The 16802-nt window shown below is 60.8% G+C and carries 10 protein-coding genes; 4 read left to right on the top strand and 6 right to left on the bottom strand.

The genetic code is table 11. The annotated features are described in order from the left end of the window. The 6 genes from glgX to glgA all read right to left on the bottom strand — a co-directional run bounded on the left by glgX (position 1) and on the right by glgA (position 10883). Complete coding sequence (gene glgX / locus I5961_RS13085) at positions 1 to 2160, bottom strand: glycogen debranching protein GlgX (RefSeq protein WP_085700684.1); 2160 nt, start codon at positions 2158 to 2160, stop codon at positions 1 to 3. 108 nt (positions 2161 to 2268) lie between these two features. Beyond that, a complete protein-coding gene (locus I5961_RS13090; RefSeq protein WP_085700683.1) occupies positions 2269 to 2601 on the bottom strand; it encodes a DUF2934 domain-containing protein in 333 nt (110 codons plus the stop codon). A 29-nt stretch (positions 2602 to 2630) separates the two neighbouring features. Beyond that, positions 2631 to 5405 carry a malto-oligosyltrehalose synthase gene (locus I5961_RS13095; RefSeq protein WP_227235465.1) on the bottom strand — a complete coding sequence of 925 codons (2775 nt, stop codon included), beginning with the start codon at positions 5403 to 5405 and terminating at the stop codon, positions 2631 to 2633. After that, positions 5402 to 7480, bottom strand: a complete 2079-nt coding sequence (malQ, locus tag I5961_RS13100) for a 4-alpha-glucanotransferase (RefSeq protein WP_227235466.1) — start codon at positions 7478 to 7480, stop codon at positions 5402 to 5404. The genes I5961_RS13095 and malQ overlap by 4 nt, the downstream gene beginning before the upstream one ends. Further along, positions 7477 to 9279 (bottom strand): malto-oligosyltrehalose trehalohydrolase, encoded by a 1803-nt coding sequence (gene treZ, locus I5961_RS13105; protein WP_227235467.1) that lies wholly within the window; start codon positions 9277 to 9279, stop codon positions 7477 to 7479. Before treZ ends, malQ begins: the two co-directional genes overlap by 4 nt. Positions 9280 to 9296: 17 nt before the next feature. Continuing rightward, complete coding sequence (gene glgA / locus I5961_RS13110; RefSeq protein WP_085700679.1) at positions 9297 to 10883, bottom strand: glycogen synthase GlgA; 1587 nt, start codon at positions 10881 to 10883, stop codon at positions 9297 to 9299. A 636-nt stretch (positions 10884 to 11519) separates the two neighbouring features. Between glgA and I5961_RS13115 the strand changes: the two genes are divergently transcribed. Genes I5961_RS13115 through I5961_RS13130 form a run of 4 tightly spaced genes read left to right on the top strand, consistent with a single transcriptional unit; the run spans position 11520 to position 16432 of the window. After that, the gene (locus I5961_RS13115) at positions 11520 to 13892 is read left to right on the top strand and encodes a toxin VasX (protein WP_227235468.1); all 2373 of its coding nucleotides are present in this window, start codon (positions 11520 to 11522) and stop codon (positions 13890 to 13892) included. A 38-nt stretch (positions 13893 to 13930) separates the two neighbouring features. Then, positions 13931 to 15082 carry a hypothetical protein gene (locus I5961_RS13120; RefSeq protein ID WP_227235469.1) on the top strand — a complete coding sequence of 384 codons (1152 nt, stop codon included), beginning with the start codon at positions 13931 to 13933 and terminating at the stop codon, positions 15080 to 15082. Further along, the gene (locus tag I5961_RS13125) at positions 15063 to 16190 is read left to right on the top strand and encodes a DNA-binding protein (RefSeq protein WP_085703078.1); all 1128 of its coding nucleotides are present in this window, start codon (positions 15063 to 15065) and stop codon (positions 16188 to 16190) included. Before I5961_RS13120 ends, I5961_RS13125 begins: the two co-directional genes overlap by 20 nt. Beyond that, on the top strand, positions 16187 to 16432 hold the full coding sequence (locus tag I5961_RS13130; protein ID WP_139834842.1) for a hypothetical protein: 246 nt from the start codon (positions 16187 to 16189) through the stop codon (positions 16430 to 16432). The genes I5961_RS13125 and I5961_RS13130 overlap by 4 nt, the downstream gene beginning before the upstream one ends. Positions 16433 to 16802: the final 370 nt, after the last annotated feature.

The following is a 16802-nucleotide window of genomic DNA, read 5'->3' on the forward strand; positions in this document are numbered from 1 at the left end:
TCAGTCCTCTTCTTCGCGTTGCAGTTCAAACAGCAGCAGCGAACGCCCGGTGACCGAATACTCGTGACCGAACGTGAAGCGCTCCTGACCCCGGATCGATGGTTGGTTGGTGTCGATCATGCAGGTCCAGAAGCTGCCTTCAGGCACTTCCGGCAAGGTGAAGTTGACGATGTCGTGATGGGCGTTGAACACCAGCAGCAACGTGGCGTCGGCGCCCTTGCGGCGGATCCCGGTTTCCTGCGCGCGACCGTCGAGCAACATACCCATGCAGCGGTTATGCGCGTCATGCCAGTGTTCGGTGGTCATCTCCGTGGCATCCGGCGCGAGCCAGGTCACGTCCTTGACGCCGATGTCCTCGTTGTATTCGCCCACCAGAAAACGCCCGCGTCGCAGGATCGGGTAGGCCAGGCGCAACTTGATCAGGCGTTTGACGAATTTCAGCAGCGCCTTCCCGTCTTCGCTCAGGTCCCAGTTGACCCAGCCGATTTCGCTGTCCTGGCAATAGGCATTGTTGTTGCCGTCCTGGGTGCGGGCGAATTCGTCGCCGGCCACCAGCATCGGCGTGCCCTGGGACAGCAGCAAGGTGGCGAAGAAGTTGCGCATCTGCCGGTGGCGCAGCGCGTTGATTTCCGGATCGTCGGTGGGGCCTTCGACGCCGTGGTTCCAAGACAGGTTGTTGTTACTGCCGTCCTGATTGTTTTCGTCGTTGGCCTCATTGTGCTTGTCGTTGTAGGAGACCAGATCGTTGAGGGTAAAACCGTCGTGGGCAGTGACGAAATTCACCGACGAATAAGGCCGGCGGCCGCGCTGGTTGAACATTTCCCCGGAGGCGGTCATGCGACTGGCGAAGTCGGCGAGCTGGCCGTCGTCGCCTTTCCAGAACGCGCGTACGGTGTCGCGGAACTTGTCGTTCCACTCGACCCAGCCCGGCGGGAAGTTGCCGACCTGATAACCGCCGGGGCCACAGTCCCAAGGCTCGGCGATCATTTTCACCTGGCGCAGTACCGGGTCCTGGCGGCAAGCGACAAGGAAGCTGTGGCGCTCGTCGAAACCGTCGTGATAACGGCCGAGGATGGTCGCCAGGTCGAAACGGAAGCCGTCGACGTGCATTTCGCTGGCCCAATAGCGCAGCGAGTCGGTGACCATTTGCAGCACGCACGGGTGGCTCAGATCGAGGGTGTTGCCGGTGCCGGAATCGTTGATGTAGAAGCGCTTGTCGTCCGGCATCAAGCGGTAGTACGAGGCATTGTCGATCCCGCGCATCGACAGGGTCGGGCCTTGCTCGTTGCCCTCGGCGGTGTGGTTGTAGACCACGTCGAGAATCACTTCGAGATTGGCATCGTGCAGGTGCGCGACCATTTCCTTGAACTCGGCAATCTTGCCGCTGGCCAAGTAGCGCGGGTCCGGAGCGAAGAACGCGATGCTGTTGTAGCCCCAGTAATTGGTCATGCCTTTGTGCAACAGATGCTGATCGTTAACGAAGGCGTGGATCGGTAGCAGCTCGACGGTCGACACACCCAGTTTGCGGATGTGTTCAAGCACATCTTCAACCATCAGCCCGGCAAACGTCCCGCGTACGTTTTCCGGCACGGACGGGTGGCGCATGCTGATGCCGCGCACGTGGGTCTCATAAATGATGGTCTTGTCCCACGGCACGCTGACGCGATGGTCGTGTCCCCAGGTGTGTGCCGGGTCGATGACTTTGCACTTGGGGACGAAGGGCGCGCTGTCGCGCTCGTCGAAACTGAGGTCGGCGTCCGGGTGACCGATGGTGTAGCCGAACAGCGCCTCTGACCATTTCAACTCGCCGACCAGTTGTTTGGCGTACGGATCGATCAGCAATTTGTTGTGGTTGAAGCGGTGGCCGTTGGCCGGGTCGTACGGGCCGTAAACCCGGTAACCGTAAATCAGCCCGGGATGCGCATCGGGCAGATAGCCGTGGTAGATCTCGTCGGTGTATTCCGGGAGTTCGATGCGTTCGAGTTCGACTTCGCCGGCATCGTCGAAAATGCACAGCTCAACCTTGGTGGCGTTGGCGGAAAACAGCGCGAAGTTGACCCCCAGACCATCCCAGGTCGCACCGAGCGGGAAGGGCAAGCCTTCACGGATGCGCGAGGGTTCGGCGTGCGCGGCGGGCTCGGCTTTCTTTGGACGGGTCATAGGTGCTCCTGCAAAAAATCGGGGGTGGGTATTTTTTCGAGGACGAGTGCGCCCTCGGTGGCGAGCGAACCCGCCACACGGTCATTCAATTCAATGGTTGGGGACGCGTCAGACCGCTGGCGGCTTGCGCGGTGCGCGAGGTTTTTTCTCTGAGGCTTTTTCGCCCGGGGGAATAACTTTGGCGGCACTGGCTGGCTTGGCCTTGGCCGCGGTCGCTTTGGGTTTGGCTACGGGCGCCTTGCCGTCGGCGGCTTTGCTGGTGGCGGTCTTGCCGGCAGTTTTACTGCCGGCGGCCTTGGGCGATTTCTTCGGTGCCAGCGCTTCGGCTTCGGCCAGTTTGCGCGCCATCTCCCAGTGGCGAGCTTCCTGGCCTTCGGGTTTTCCTTCTGATTCCCAGATCTGATAGGCGAATTCGCGGATGCGTTTATCGTCGGTACTCATCGCAATGCTCCTGAACTGAACTCATGCTGCTAGACGTGTTGAATAAGCAGATTGACCGGGAAATCCCCCAGCGCGGCGCTGACGTGCAGCTCCCTGTTTTTTGTGACTGCGCTGCTTGAAAAAAGTCCCTTCAGATTTTCGTCAGAGGCGTCGAACGGTAAAACCACCCGCGTATCGCCCCAGCGCAGCGCATCGACCTTCGGTATGGCACTGTTTTCCAGCAGTGTTGCGCAACGGATCGGCACGACTACGATGACCCGTTGCCCCCCATGCTCGCGGGCAAACGCGAGCACGTTGTGCGCCTGGCTGCCCAGCACCTCGAGGGCCTGGTACGAACCGCGGCGGAACAATTCGCTGTGTTCGGTGCGCAACTGCAGCACCTGAGCGATCAAGGCCTGCTTGATGCGCCCGTCACGCCAACCCGATAACAGCTCCTGGGCGGGCGTCGCCTTCAGGGTCTGTTCGCGCAGGCCGTAGTCCACCGGCCGGCGGTTGTCGGGATCGACCAGACTGAAATCCCAATACTCGTTGCCCTGATACAGATCCGGCACCCCCGGCACCGTCATGCGCAGCAAGGTTTGCGCCAGCCCGTTAAGGGCGCCGGCCGCGGCGATGCTGTTGACGGTCTTGGCCAGCGCCCCGCGCAGCAGTTCGCCTTCGGGGGCCAGCAGCAATTGTTCGGTGAACGCTTGGGCTGCGTTTTCGTAAGCCTCGTTCGGCGCACTCCAGCTGCTTTGCAGCTTGGCTTCGCGCAGGGCTTTCTGCTGCCACTGCCAGACACGCTTGGCGTAGTCGGCGAAACCGGCCTGATCGTCGTCGCGCAGGTCCAGCGGCCAACTGCCGAGCAGCGCCTGATAGAGGATCAATTCGTCTGCCGACGACGGCAGTTGATCGTCATGGCGCAGCGGCCGGGCGAGGGCGCGCCACAACTCGACCTGTTCGGCGTACCAGTGGCTGCGTTCGCTGAGCACGGCCAGCCGCGCGCGGGTGTCTTCGCCGCGCTTGTGATCATGGGTGGCGGTGGCCAGCAGGTTGTCCGGGAAGCTCGCCAGCCGTTGCTGGTTCACCGCGTGAAAGTCGCTGACCGGCGCGCTGAACTGTTCGGTGTTGTAGCCGACGTCATTGCGCGACAGCAGCACCGCCGAGCGATACAGCGCGGTGTCTTCCACCGCTTTGGCGGCGGCTGGCGAGGTGAGTTGCTGAAAGCGCACGCAGGCGTGTTTCAGAATCTTGCGCGAACGGCCACGGGGCTTGCGTCGCCACGGCTGGCCGCCGAGCCAGCCGGCTACGGAGTCCAGCACTGGCCAATCGGCTTCGCTCAATGCCTGCCGCGCCCCGTCCATGGCCTGTTGGAAAAACACCTCGTCCCGCGCGGAGCGGCCCATCGGAGTGATGTAAGTGCGATAGACCGGGAAGTGCACGATCAGCGCCTGCAACACCCGGCGGATCGAGCCGAGCGTGAGGTCGCGGGTCATCAGGTCATCGCGCGCCACTTGCAGCAGGGCCTGGGCGACGCTTTCGCAATCGCTGGCCAGCGAACCGTTGAGGATCTGCTGGCGCGCCAGTTGCGCCTCTTCGATAAACGCAGAGGGACGTTCGGTGCGACGTTTCCACAAATCGCCCAGCACATGTTCGCCGTCCGGGTCGTGTTGCAGCAGCGACAACTGATTCATGAATTCGTAACCGGTGCTGCCGTCCACGGACCAGTCGGTGGGCAGGGTTTCACCGTCGCCAAGAATCTTCTCGACGTAGATCGGCAAGTGTCGGCCCGGTGCCAGGTGGTCGAGGCGCCGGCGCAGTTTGCGGCAGTAACTGCGCGGATCGGCGAGGCCGTCGATGTGGTCGATGCGCAGGCCGTCGATCAGGCCTTCGCCGATCAACTGGAAAATCTTGCCGTGGGTGGCCTCGAACACCGCCGGACGCTCGACGCGCAAACCGCCAAGTTCGTTGATGTCGAAGAAGCGCCGCCAGTTGATGTCATCCGCCGCCGTGCGCCAGCTCGCCAGACGATAGCTTTGCCGCTCGAGCAGTTGGTGCAGACGCTGAAACCCGTCTTCGGTCTTCGAATCGTAGCGGGTCAGGTTGCGCTGGATGGCCTGCAGAACGTCGGGGTCGCTGGCCAGTTGCTGAAGTTCTTCCTTGAGCGGGAGGGCCAGCGAGCGGGCGTCGGTCTGATAACTGAGCGCGCTGAAGCGGTCGGCGAGGGCTTTGAGCGCTTCGTTCGAGGTGTCATCGGCTTTGAGCAGTTCGCCGTAATCGCCGGGGCAGATCGGGAAGTGGTGTTCGTAGTGCTCGACATGGAAGGTACCGCTCTCGGCGTTGAACACCAGCGGCAGGGTCGCGTCCTGTAGCGCGACGCCGTAATCGCTGCCAAGAAACGGCAGCAGCAACTGGCCTTCCATCAAGGGGTCCGGCGAGTGCCACTGAATGTCGAAGAACTCGCCGTAGGGGCTGAGCCGTCCCCATTCCAGCAGATCGAGCCACCACGGGTTGTCACCGCCACCTACCGCCATGTGATTGGAGACGATGTCGAGGATCAGCCCCATGCCATGCTCGCGCAGGCTGGCGACCAGGCGACGCAAGGCCGGCTCGCCGCCGAGTTCCGGATTGACGCGGGTCGGGTCGACCACATCGTAGCCGTGCATCGAGCCCGCGCGGGCGGCGAGCAACGGCGAGGCATAAATGTGGCTGATGCCGAGCCGGGCGAAGTACGGCACCAGCGGCACTGCTTGATCAAGGGTAAAGCCGCGATGAAACTGCAGGCGGACCGTGGCCCGCGGTGTCTGGATAGGCAATGTACTCATCGGTCACGCTCGGCTGCCTGAAGACGCGCGCAAGCCAACAGTTCCAGGCGTCTCGCGGCGTCGACGCCGTCAAGCAGCGCTTCACTGGTGCCGGGCAGGCGGCGCGACCAGTTGGGGTGGGTGTCGATGGTGCCGGGCAGGTTGGCCTGTTCGTCGAGGCCCAATGCATCTTCCAGTGGCAGCAGCACCAATGGCGCTCGGGTGTGGCCGAGGAAACGTACAGCGGCGTCGACCACCTGATCGGCCTCGTGGGATTCCTCGCGAAAGTTTTGCGGATCCTGGCTCAGTGCACCGCGCAGGCCCTCGCGCTCGCGTTCGCGATAACGGCGCCAATCGATTTCGCCATTGGCATCGATGAGCCCGAGCCGCGCGTTCCAGTCGATGTCGCGACCATGCCACCAGCCATTGAGTGTCGGTAGATCGTGGGTGCTGGTGGTCGCGAGAGCGTTGTCCGGCCAGTCGAGTATCGGCTTGAAAAAAGTGTTGTCCTGTTCGAACAACAGCACGCGCATGCCGAGCATGGCGCGGGCGATGAGTTTTTCCCGCAGGCCATCGGGCACGGTGCCGAGGTCTTCACCGAGCACGATCGCTTGATGGCGATGGGACTCGAGGGTCAGCAGACGCAGCAGGTCGTCCACCGGGTAATACAGGTAGGCGCCGTCCGCCGGGGCTGCACCGTTGGGGATCACCCATAACCGTTGCAGACCCATGACATGGTCGATGCGCAGCCCGCCGGCATGGGCGAAGTTGGCGCGCAGCATGTCGATGAACGCACGAAAACCATTGCGCACCAGACCTTCCGGGGAAAACGCGGAAATGCCCCAGCCCTGTCCGGATCGATTGAGAATGTCCGGTGGCGCGCCGACGGTCAGCGAGGCCAGCAGTTCATCCTGAAAACTCCAGGCCTGGCTGCCGGCACCGTCGGCACCCACCGCCAGGTCGGCGATCAGGCCGATGCCCATGCCGGCGCTGCGGGCGGCGGTCTGGGCGCGTTCCAGGCAGCGGTGGATCAGCCATTGGCAGAATGCGAAGTAGCTGATGCGCTCGGCGTATTCCTCGGCAAATGCGCCGAGGGCAGCGCCGCGCGGGTCCTGCCAGTGTTCCGGCCATTGGCGCCAGTCGAGGTTTTCGCCTCGGGCGGCGCGCATTTCCTGGATGGCTTCGAAGCGGCAATGGTTTTCCAACGCTTCGCCACCGGCATCGCGGAAGCTGGAGAAGTCTGCATGTAACGGATGTTCGCCACTGATGAAACCGTCGTACAAGGCTTGCAGCAGTTTCAGTTTGGCCTCGGCGGCTTTTGGCCAGTCGATCAGTTTCAGGTTTTCCAGTTGTTCGAACTGATCGGTCAGGCCGGCTGCGGCAATCGCATCGCGCAGCGCGCGCTCGCCAAGAATTGCGCCGGGCGCGGCGTACAGCGCATTGAGAAACAGCCGACTGGACGGCGAGTAGGGGCTATAGCGCCCGGTGTCGGCGCTGAACATCGCATGCAGCGGGCTGATCGCCAGCGCATCGGCACCACGCTCACCGGCCACCCGGGCCAGTTCTTCCAGTGCCTGGGTGTCACCGAAGCCGCCATCGCCGGGGCGGCGCAAGCCATAAAGCTGCACGCTCAGGCCCCACACGCGGGGGATCGGACTGTCCACCGCGTCTCCGACGCTGAAGCAGCGTTCCGGTGCCACGGCGAGAGTGAATTGTTGATCGGCGATGTGCACTTGCTGGTAGCCGACCGGAATCTCGCCCGGCAACACGGCCTTGGCGTCCAGCTTGAGGCTCAGGCGCGAGCCGTCTTCAAGGTGAATCTCGCAAGGGGTTTCGGGTTGGAAATAGCGGGCCAGGTCCAGGCCCACGCCAACGTCTGCGGTGAGCAGTGGAGGCAGCTGGCGGTTTTCCTGTACTTGTTGCAGTTCGAGCAGGCTGGCGTCGATTTCCTGGGCCGTTCCGGCCGGGTGACCGAGGCCGGTCAAAACATTGCGCAGCACCGCCGGGGCGACTTTTTGCTGGCGGCCATTGGCGTCGATCCAGTCGACGGCAAGGCCGGCCCGGCTGGCGAGAATTTCCAGTTGCGCATCGCTCATAGGCGCTCTCCATCCAAGGGTGGCAAAGGGGTTGCGGCCGTGAGGCTGACGAGCGCGCAATATGGGGGCAGTTGCCCCTCATCCGTCAGACCTGCGGTAGCGGGCTGGCGGAACAGCCACACCGGTTCGGTCTGTGGAAGGTTGACCACTGGCGTGTCGCCGAGGTTCAGGTCGATTCGCAGCTCGCTGCCATCGCCCAGCCGCCAGCGTGCGCTGACGGCGCCGCGGCCCAGTACGTGGGCGCCGAGCGCCTGCGTACCGGGCAAATGCGCAATGATGTGCTGGTGGCGCAACTGCAACAGTTGCCGATACAGCGCCAGTGTCGCCTGCTGTGCCGGCGTACCGCTGCCGGTCAGGCGCGGTTGCGAGGCATGGAAAGTCTGCGCGGCGTTGGGATCGGGAATCTGCTCCCGTCGCTGTGGGTCGGCGAAGGCGCTGAACGCTGCAAATTCGTTGCGTCGGCCTTCGCGCACGAGCTTGGCCAATTCGCCGTGATGGCTGGTGAAGAACAGGAACGGTTGTTCGGCAGCGTATTCGTCGCCCATGAACATCAGCGGAATCATCGGCGATAGCAGCAACAGCACCGTGGCGGCTTGAAGCGCGCGCGGGTCGGCCAATTGATGCAGGCGTTCGCCAAAGGCGCGGTTGCCGATCTGGTCATGGTTCTGCAGGAACAGCACGAACGCGGTGGAGGGCAGATGCTCGCTGGGCTCGCCACGGGGCGTGCCATGTCGGGTGGTATGCCCCTGAAACACGAAGCCCTGGCTCAGGCAGCGGGCCAGTTGTTCGGTGGGTTGCTCGGCGTAGTCGGCGTAATAGGCGTCGGTCTCGCCGGTCAGCAGCACATGCAAAGCGTTGTGGCCGTCATCGTTCCACTGAGCATCGTAGGCGTCTTCCAGCAGGCTGGCCTGATTGTGTTCATTCTCCACGGTCAGCCAGACGTGGCGGGTCGGGTCGATCTGCTGACGTACGCGTCGGGCGAGTTCCTGGAGGAAATCCGGGTCCTCGATGGCGTGCACCGCGTCCAGGCGCAGGCCGTCGAAACGGTATTCCAGCAGCCACATCAATGCGTTTTCGATGAAGAAGTCCCGCACTTCGCGACGACGAAAATCGATGGCCGCGCCCCACGGCGTATGTTTGTCTTCGCGAAAAAAGCCTTTGGCGTAGCGATGCAGATAATTGCCGTCGGGACCGAAATGGTTGTAAACCACGTCGAGAATCACCGCCAGGCCATAACCGTGGGCGCTGTCGATCAGGTGTTTGAGTTGTTCCGGCGTGCCGTAACTCGCTTGCGGCGCGTAATGCAGCACACCGTCGTAGCCCCAGTTGCGATCACCGGGAAATTGCGCAATCGGCATCAGTTCAATGGCCGTGATGCCGAGCCCGGCCAGACGCGCCAGATGCTGCTCGACTTCGGCAAACCCGCCGAGTGCACCGACATGCAGTTCGTAGATCACCGCCTCATTCCACGGCCTGCCGTGCCAGGTGGTGTTGCGCCAGGAATAAAGATGAGGATCGACCACCACGCTGTGACAGTCGAGGTCTCCGTCCTGCGCCCTGGAGGCGGGGTCGGGCACCTCCAGTTCGCCATCGATATTGAAACGGTAGCGGCTGCCGGCCGGGCAACGGCTCTTGATCACGAACCAGCCATCGCCTTGAGGCAGCATGGGCAGGGACTGACCGTCTTCCAGCTCGACGCTGACGTAAAACGCATCCGGCGCCCACAACGCGAACTGTGTGTGGTCGGCATCCAGCATGATCGCGCCGTGTGGCCAGCTTTCAGGTGTCCGTGACGCCATCGTTGAAACCTCCCTGGTTATTTGTGGTGCGTTTTGCCCAGTGCCTTGGCCACCAGTTGTTCGTAGAGTTCGGCGTAGGGTTCGACGGCTTTGCACCAGTTGAACGGCGCGGCCATCGCCCGGCAGCGCATCGCGTGCAGCAGTTCCGGGAAAGCAAACACCTTGAACGCGCGGCTCAGGGCTTCGCGGTAGCTGTCCGGTGTCGATTCGTTGAAGAGGAAACCGGTGACGCCGTTTTCGATGGTGTCGGCCAGCCCGCCGGTATTGCGTGCCACCGGCAGCGAGCCGAAACGCTGGGCGTACATCTGGCTCAGGCCGCAAGGCTCGTAACGCGATGGCATCAGCAGGAAATCGCTGCCGGCAAACATGCGCCGGGCGTCGGTTTCATTGAAGCCGATGCGCACGCCGATCTGGCCGGGGAAACGCAGCGCCAGCTCGCGCATGGCCTGTTCTTCTTCCGGTTCGCCACGACCGATGATCGCGATCTGGCCACCATTCTGGACGATGTATTCCGACACCGCTTCGGTCAGGTCCAGGCCTTTTTGATAGACCAGACGCGAAACCACGGCAAACAGCGGGCCTTCGGAGTCATGCAGACCGAACAGTTCGCGCACGTGGGCGGCGTTGATTGCCTTGCCTTCCCAGTCGCCGATGGCGAACGGCGCGAACAGGTGCGGATCGGTGGCGGCGTCCCAGCTTTCATCGATGCCGTTGGGGATGCCGCTGAGCAAACCTTGCTGGGTCTTGGCGGCGAGAAAGCCGTCCAGACCACAGCCGAAATCCGGGGTGGTGATTTCTTGCGCATAGGTGGCGCTGACCGTGGTGATGTGGCTCGAATAGGCCATGCCGGCCTTGAGGAACGACATCTTGCCGTAGAACTCCATGCCTTCCTGTTGCAGGGCATGGGCAGGAATCCCGAGTTCCGGGCACGAGCCCAGGCTGGTCACGCCTTGATAGGCGAGATTGTGAATAGTGAACAGAGTCGGCGTGCGCTGCCCGCGCCAGTGCATGTAGGCAGGCGCCAGCCCGGCCGGCCAGTCGTGGGCGTGCACCAGATCCGGGCACCAGTGGATTTGGGCGAGGTTGGCGGCGATGTCGGCAGCTGCCAGGCCCAGACGGGCGAAGCGAATGTGGTTGTCCGGCCAGTCGCGACCGTTGTTGGCGCCATAAGGGCCGCCGTCACGGGCATAGAGTTCAGGGCAGATCAGCACATAAATCACCAGACCATCGGGCATGTCCATGCGCCCGATCTTGCAGGGCGGCAGTGCGGCGTGGCCACCCAGTTCGCCGATGATATGGATCGGATTCTCGCTGTTCATCACTTGCGGGTAACCGGGGATCAACACCCGGACGTCATGCAGATGCGCCATGGCGCGGGGCAGGGCGGCAGAAACGTCTCCCAGACCACCGGTCTTCACCAGATCGGCGATTTCCGAGGTCACGAACAACACTTTCTTCTTGTTGGGGTTCTGACTGGCCACTGGCGTCAGTGTCTTGGTGCCCGGGACGTTGATCGACCGGCTGCCGGGAACGCTTACGGTGCTCGATTCACCCATCGGCTGATGAGCCCGTTCTCCCTGAATTTCCAATGCCGCACTGATCATATGAATCTCCCGTTTTGTTTGATCTGATTCTTGTCTTGAACAAGCGATGTCCATGGCCAAGTCCTGTGGCCGGGCGCAAACGCGCCACGCATCGGTGAGCAAACGCTACCCAACACGCGCAAGCAGAATGGGTGAAGAGGCCGTTGCAAGGAACGAACCAAACGCTTTGGCCCAGTTGTTCAGATGACCCGGTGCGATCAGCAAAAGTTTCGATTAATTTTCGGCTTTGTGACCGCTCGGTTTAGCTCCGCGAAAACCAGTCTAGGTCAGATCCTAGAGCGGGCCAGGGCAATCGGATGAATTGTTCGACAATCGGTGGGAAGACCTCGAATCTTGCGGGCTGCACGGTGTAACGCACCGACGAAGTGCATGTTTGCCCGTACGAGTGGATCACAACAGTGACTTGTTGGTCGCGATTTAGAGCGCTTCGTGTGGGCGGCTGCACTGTTGCGGTGCGCAGTTTGTTGCCGTGTAGTTCATTTTTCAGAGACGCATCCTACAAGAAGCCTAGAAGTATCTGACTGCGCCTGAGCGCGAAGCCCAGCAAAGTCCTGTGTTTGGATATCACCAGGACCTGTGAATGTTTATCGTCGCTCACTCAGTCACCATCAGGTTCGTCACCGGGGTGGCGCGCCCATGACCCATCCCGCCATCCTCGACGCTGCCGCCGCCTCGAAAGCCCCCATCGTTGCGCCCGCTGCCTGCCCGCTGGAACAAACCCATGTGCAACTGCTGCCGTTGAGCTACGGCCTGGTGGAAAGAGCGGTCGATCCGGGCGCCGAATTGAAATTGCCGTACACCTTGACCGCGCGCCCGCTGGGCATCCGTCGGCTGCGCGATGGCTGGCTGTACATCATCGACAGCCTCAGCGGCGAGTTGTACGAATACCGAATGCTTGACGGTATCGTCACGGCGCTGCTGCATCAGGGCAAACAGGTCAGCGAGGATCAGCGCGCAGCGATTGAAGAGCGTCCGGCGCTGATCTTTCCCCGGCAAAGTACGTTGTACGTGACCTTTGCCGAGGTGCAGTGGACGGCAAGCAAATGCCATCAGGTGCTGGACAGCCGCGAAGAGCGCAACCATTTCATGCAGGCGGTCGATCTTGCACCGGTGGATTGCCTGACCGGTGGCGAGCATTTACTCACGGTCGAGCAGACCCGGCAGTGGTTGGCGGAAGTGGCGGCAGGGGCCGGGCCGGTTGCCGATGCGGACGCGACGCGGATGCCCACCGTGCAGGTCAGCGACGCCCCCGAGCACGAGCGCGAACCTTATCTGTGGGAGCAACCCCGGCGTTTTCGCCCAGCACACATCGGCGAATTCCTCGGCCGGGTGCGCGGGCCCTATCAGGACGACACGCTGTTTCTGCTGGTCAACGACGATCTGGGCGTGATGCGTGACCTGGCCGAGTATCAGGACACCGTGGTCGGCTGGGTCGATGAGTGGAGCAATACCGGCAACAACGCGCGCGATTATCTGCTCGCCAGTTACATCGAGTCGCTGAGCCAACTGAGCGGCGCCGATGTCGACGGATTGGCCAAGGCCAGCGAACAGCCGCAGGCCAAAGCCCTGTTTGCTGATCTGGAGCAGTTGCCCGAGCCGGATCGCGAAAATACGCGCAAGGCGTTGCTCGATTACCTGAACAAGGGTGGGGAGGTCCAGGCCGATGGGCCGGCGCCGCCCGAACTGCAAAAACTGCGCGCCCAGGGTTTTGATGACGGCATGGGACAGAATCGTCTGGCCCCTACGGCTGAGGTGGATCGGCGTTTTTATACCCGCCAGTACTTCGAAGCCGTCGCCCCCGAGGAATTTGTCGAACAGCATCTGGAGACGCTGATCCGCCTCGGCAAGGATCAGGATCGGCGCATCAAGGACGTGCTCGACGGCCCGCTGCTCAGCGGTAAACGCGGGATCAACGACCTGATCGACCGCCCGGCGATGGACGAGCGACTGAACCTGCTGCGTGACGACCTCGGTCGCTGGAACCGCCTGCTCGAACGCATCACCGCCGACCGCACGCAACTGCTGGTCGCCGGACGCTTCCATCGTTCGGCCTGGTACTACGACGCGCAAGTGGCGGCGCAACTCCATCAAGCCCTCAGCGCCGAATACGCGTGCCTCAAGGACCTGTGCCGCAGCGATGAAGCGAGCGAAAAAGTGCTCGGTTATCTGGAGGAACACCCGGAACTGACCCGAACCGTCTTCTACACCTTGCCGCTGCGCCTGCAATCGGAGCAGAGCGGGCAATACTCGACGCTGTTCAACGCGCTCATGGCCACGTTCAACAACCTGCCGGACTGGCTGGCCAGACTGAAAAAGATCGAACAGCCGCAACTGCCGGCCCTCGACGACATGCCCGAACACACCCGCGTCGTCGCGGCGGCGGTGCAGGACACCTACAGCCCGGCACTGAACCTGGGCCTGAACCGTGTGCTGGAAGGCTTCGACCTGTCGGGCGAGAAAATCCCCGACCTCGACGAACTGTTCCAGCGCCTGCCCAAAGCACTGCGCCTGCGCCTGTTCGATGCGGCGAAAACCAGCGGCGTGACCTTCACCGTCGCCAGCCCGGCTGAGCAGTCCGCGCTGCAAACGGCGATCAAGGAACTACTGCGCGAACGCGAATACCTCAAGACCCTCAACCGCGAACGCAACCAGATCACCCACAACAAGAATCGCCAAGGACACAAAACCCCAAGGGCGATGGAGTTGCAGGAAGAAATTGTGCGGGTGCGGGCTCAATTGACGCAGATCGAAGGGCGATTGGCGGCAGCGTTAAGCCCGATTGAAGAACTGCCGGATCGCTCGGCCCGGTTGTACGGCGCGACGCCTGCAAGAGCAGGGGTGACGGTGGTGTTTCCGCCGGCGCAGCAGCAGGAACTGCGCGGGTTGTTGGGGAATATTCGGATGGGGTTGGGTGGGGTGTCGGCGGGGAGTCTGGTGAAGACGGAAGGGATGGGGTTGGTGGTGGTTTTGGTGCAGGTGGTGAATTTGGTGGGGCAGCAAAGGAGCTGAAACAGCAGTCCAAGAACGAAAGGAGTTGGGGGCCGGTTTTGAATGCCTTGATGGCCACTGGTGCTGCTGGGTTCACGGCGGCACAAAGTCTGGCTGATACGGCATTGAAAGCTCGGGGCACGGCGCTTGTTGCTGGGCTTCAGCATCATGCCTTGCAGCACGTGCATGTGCAGATGGGGAAATTACATATTGGGTTGGGAGGTTTTACATACTTTCTAGGATTTTTAGCTTCGTTCTCCAACCTAAAGAATCAGCTTAAAAGTTGGCAGCAGGCAATTCGTAGTGGAAATGTTGCAGCCGAGAGAAGCGCGGCTTTAGCCACAATCGGTGCAACTGGTATGACAGCGGTTAACTCTTACGGGTTGGGTCATACAGTTCACGCTGGGTACAACGTGCTGGCTGCGGAAAACACTGCGGCACGAAGAGCTGCTTGGGCGGCAGCCGGCACACGCCTTTCTACCGTGTTTTTCCGCTTCAACTTGGCGGGCGCGTTATTCACAGTTTTGGAATTCAGCGGCACTTGGCTGTTCAACCGCTACAACCTTAGCGCCCACGACAAGTGGCTAAAGATCACGCCTTGGAGCCGGGACACGGAAATGCGCGGTGATCACACACTGGATGACTATCAAAGCTATCTGGCCTTTCTGATCCACGCGCCTTATGCGCAACTTGGCCCAAATCCATACGACTCCTGGCTGAAAAAACTGTTGTTCAAAGCCAAACCCAGCGATATCCATCTGGTGCTGCCAAGACTGACGTTGAGTGATCTCTTGCCTCCTTGGGGAGGCAAACCGAAATATCGATTAGGTATTGGCGCGCACCGTATTTCCATTCCCTTGCATAGCCGAGGAGCGCCGCGAGAACGCAAGGACGTGATCAGCGATCAGATTTTAAGTAGCCTGCGCATCGTCAACTCAACGCCCGAGGGACTGGTGCTTTGTCTTCACTACCCGGTGGATCCTGATTCGGAGTTCACTCCCGCGAAAGAAACGTTGGAACTGGCAGTTTGCATTCAAAAAATGGGTGACAAAGGCGAGTGGACGTCGCGGACTCGCGTCATACATCTAGACCCAAAGGGTGAAGGGCATTTCGCTGTTGTCACGGCTCAACTAGTCAAGGGGAACCCGCCCATGCTACTGGTTGAAACACAATTTCTGGAGCAGGCCGATCATGCTGAATTATCTCGATAAGTTAGATATGCCGCCGCCTGAAAAGCCCAGAAGAGCAGGCGATATCGAGCCCTTCCCGAGCGGAAAAATTACCTCTCTCGCTCCACTGCCATTACCAACACTAATGCCACCTTACGGTCCGCATATTGGTGAGCTGAATGATGGGTACATGGACTTTGGATTAGGAACTCCTCAAGTTTTCATGTGGCAAGTGACTGTTGGATTGCCGTTCAGTGGGATGTTCTTGGTCGCATTCTTATTTCCGCTTATTGGCGGTTTCATGTTCCTTTTATTTGGCATGGGCTGGGATGATATTTCTCACGCAATCAAGGGTATTTTCGATGAATCTTTTGGACTCGCTTTGTTAGGCGGCTTTTGGGCTCTTTCCATTTGTATTGGAGTCTGGCACCACAACCACAAAAAACGCGCCTCAATCATCCCGACCCGCTTCAACCGCCAACGCCGCGAAGTCTGCTTCATGCCCGAGGGCGCCACCGAGCCAGTGTTCGTCCCCTGGGAATCCCTCTCCGCCTGGATCATCGAAGCCCAGGGCGCCACCCAATACGGCATCCATCGCCAATACGGCATGGGCATCGGCTTCTACGAAGGCGAAACCCTCACCAGCCTCGAATTCCAATGCGCCGGCCTGCCCCTCGCGATCAGCCATTGGGAAGCCATTCGCGGCTACATGGAATACGAGGTCAACGACCTCAAATCGATCCAGGATCTGCAAGACCTGCAAGGCCCCGACGACCCGCCTCACGAAGGCCTGCACACCTTCCGCAACGCCCGAGCGCGCATGCACCAGCAGATCCACGACGGTTCACGTTCTCGGCTGTCGGGTTTCTTCTGGTACCTCTATCACGTCATGACCTTGTGGACGATTCCCAACCACCTCGTCGAATGGGAAGTGCGGCGTCTCGAACGGATCGGCAAACAGGCCCTGCCCGAGGCCATGCGCCAATGGTCGGAGCCTCTGCCGAAAGAGCAGTGGGCCAAACCGAGTGAAGAGTTGCTGCGGCTGAGCGAGCAGGTACGTCAACTGCAAAAGCGCCAGCCGCATCGGCCGATCACCGAGATCTTTGCCGAGGTGCAGCGCACGGCATCTACGGGTAAGCGCCGCGCATGAATTGTTTTCCCAAACAGCGAACGGGGGCCGAATTCACGCCAGCGAGGGAAACACTGGAGTTGGCCGTTTGTATTCAGAACTTGAACGACAAAGGTGAATGGACATCGCGCACCCGTGTCATTCATATCGACCCAAGGGGAGAAGGGCATTTTGCAGTGGTTGCTCCACAACTGGTCGAAGAGAAACCACCGGTTCTAATGGTTGAAACGCAGTTTCTGGAGCAGGCCGACCATGCTGAATAATCACATTGAACCTGTAGTTATCTCGCAAATTGAGACACCTCGAAAAGCAGGAGATGTCGAGCCATTTCCGAGCGGTAAGGTCACTTATCTCGCACCGTTGCCATTGCCAACCTCTATACCTGCTTATGGACCTCATGTCGGGGAGATGAATGATGGTTTCCTGGATTTTGGTTTGGGATCACCGCAAGTATTTATGTGGCAAATGACTTTAGGTGGACCATTCAGCGTGACCTGTACGGTTTTATTTCTCTTCCCGCTGATTACAGGATTTCTTGGGGTCATTTTTGGATATGGACAGGAAGCCATATGGGATTCGATGGCCGCAATCTTTGAAGAGGCATGGGAAAACATAATGTTCACAGGCCCTCTC

The sequence above is a fragment of the Pseudomonas sp. IAC-BECa141 genome (assembly GCF_020544405.1).
In the GTDB taxonomy this organism is placed as follows: Bacteria; Pseudomonadota; Gammaproteobacteria; order Pseudomonadales; family Pseudomonadaceae; genus Aquipseudomonas.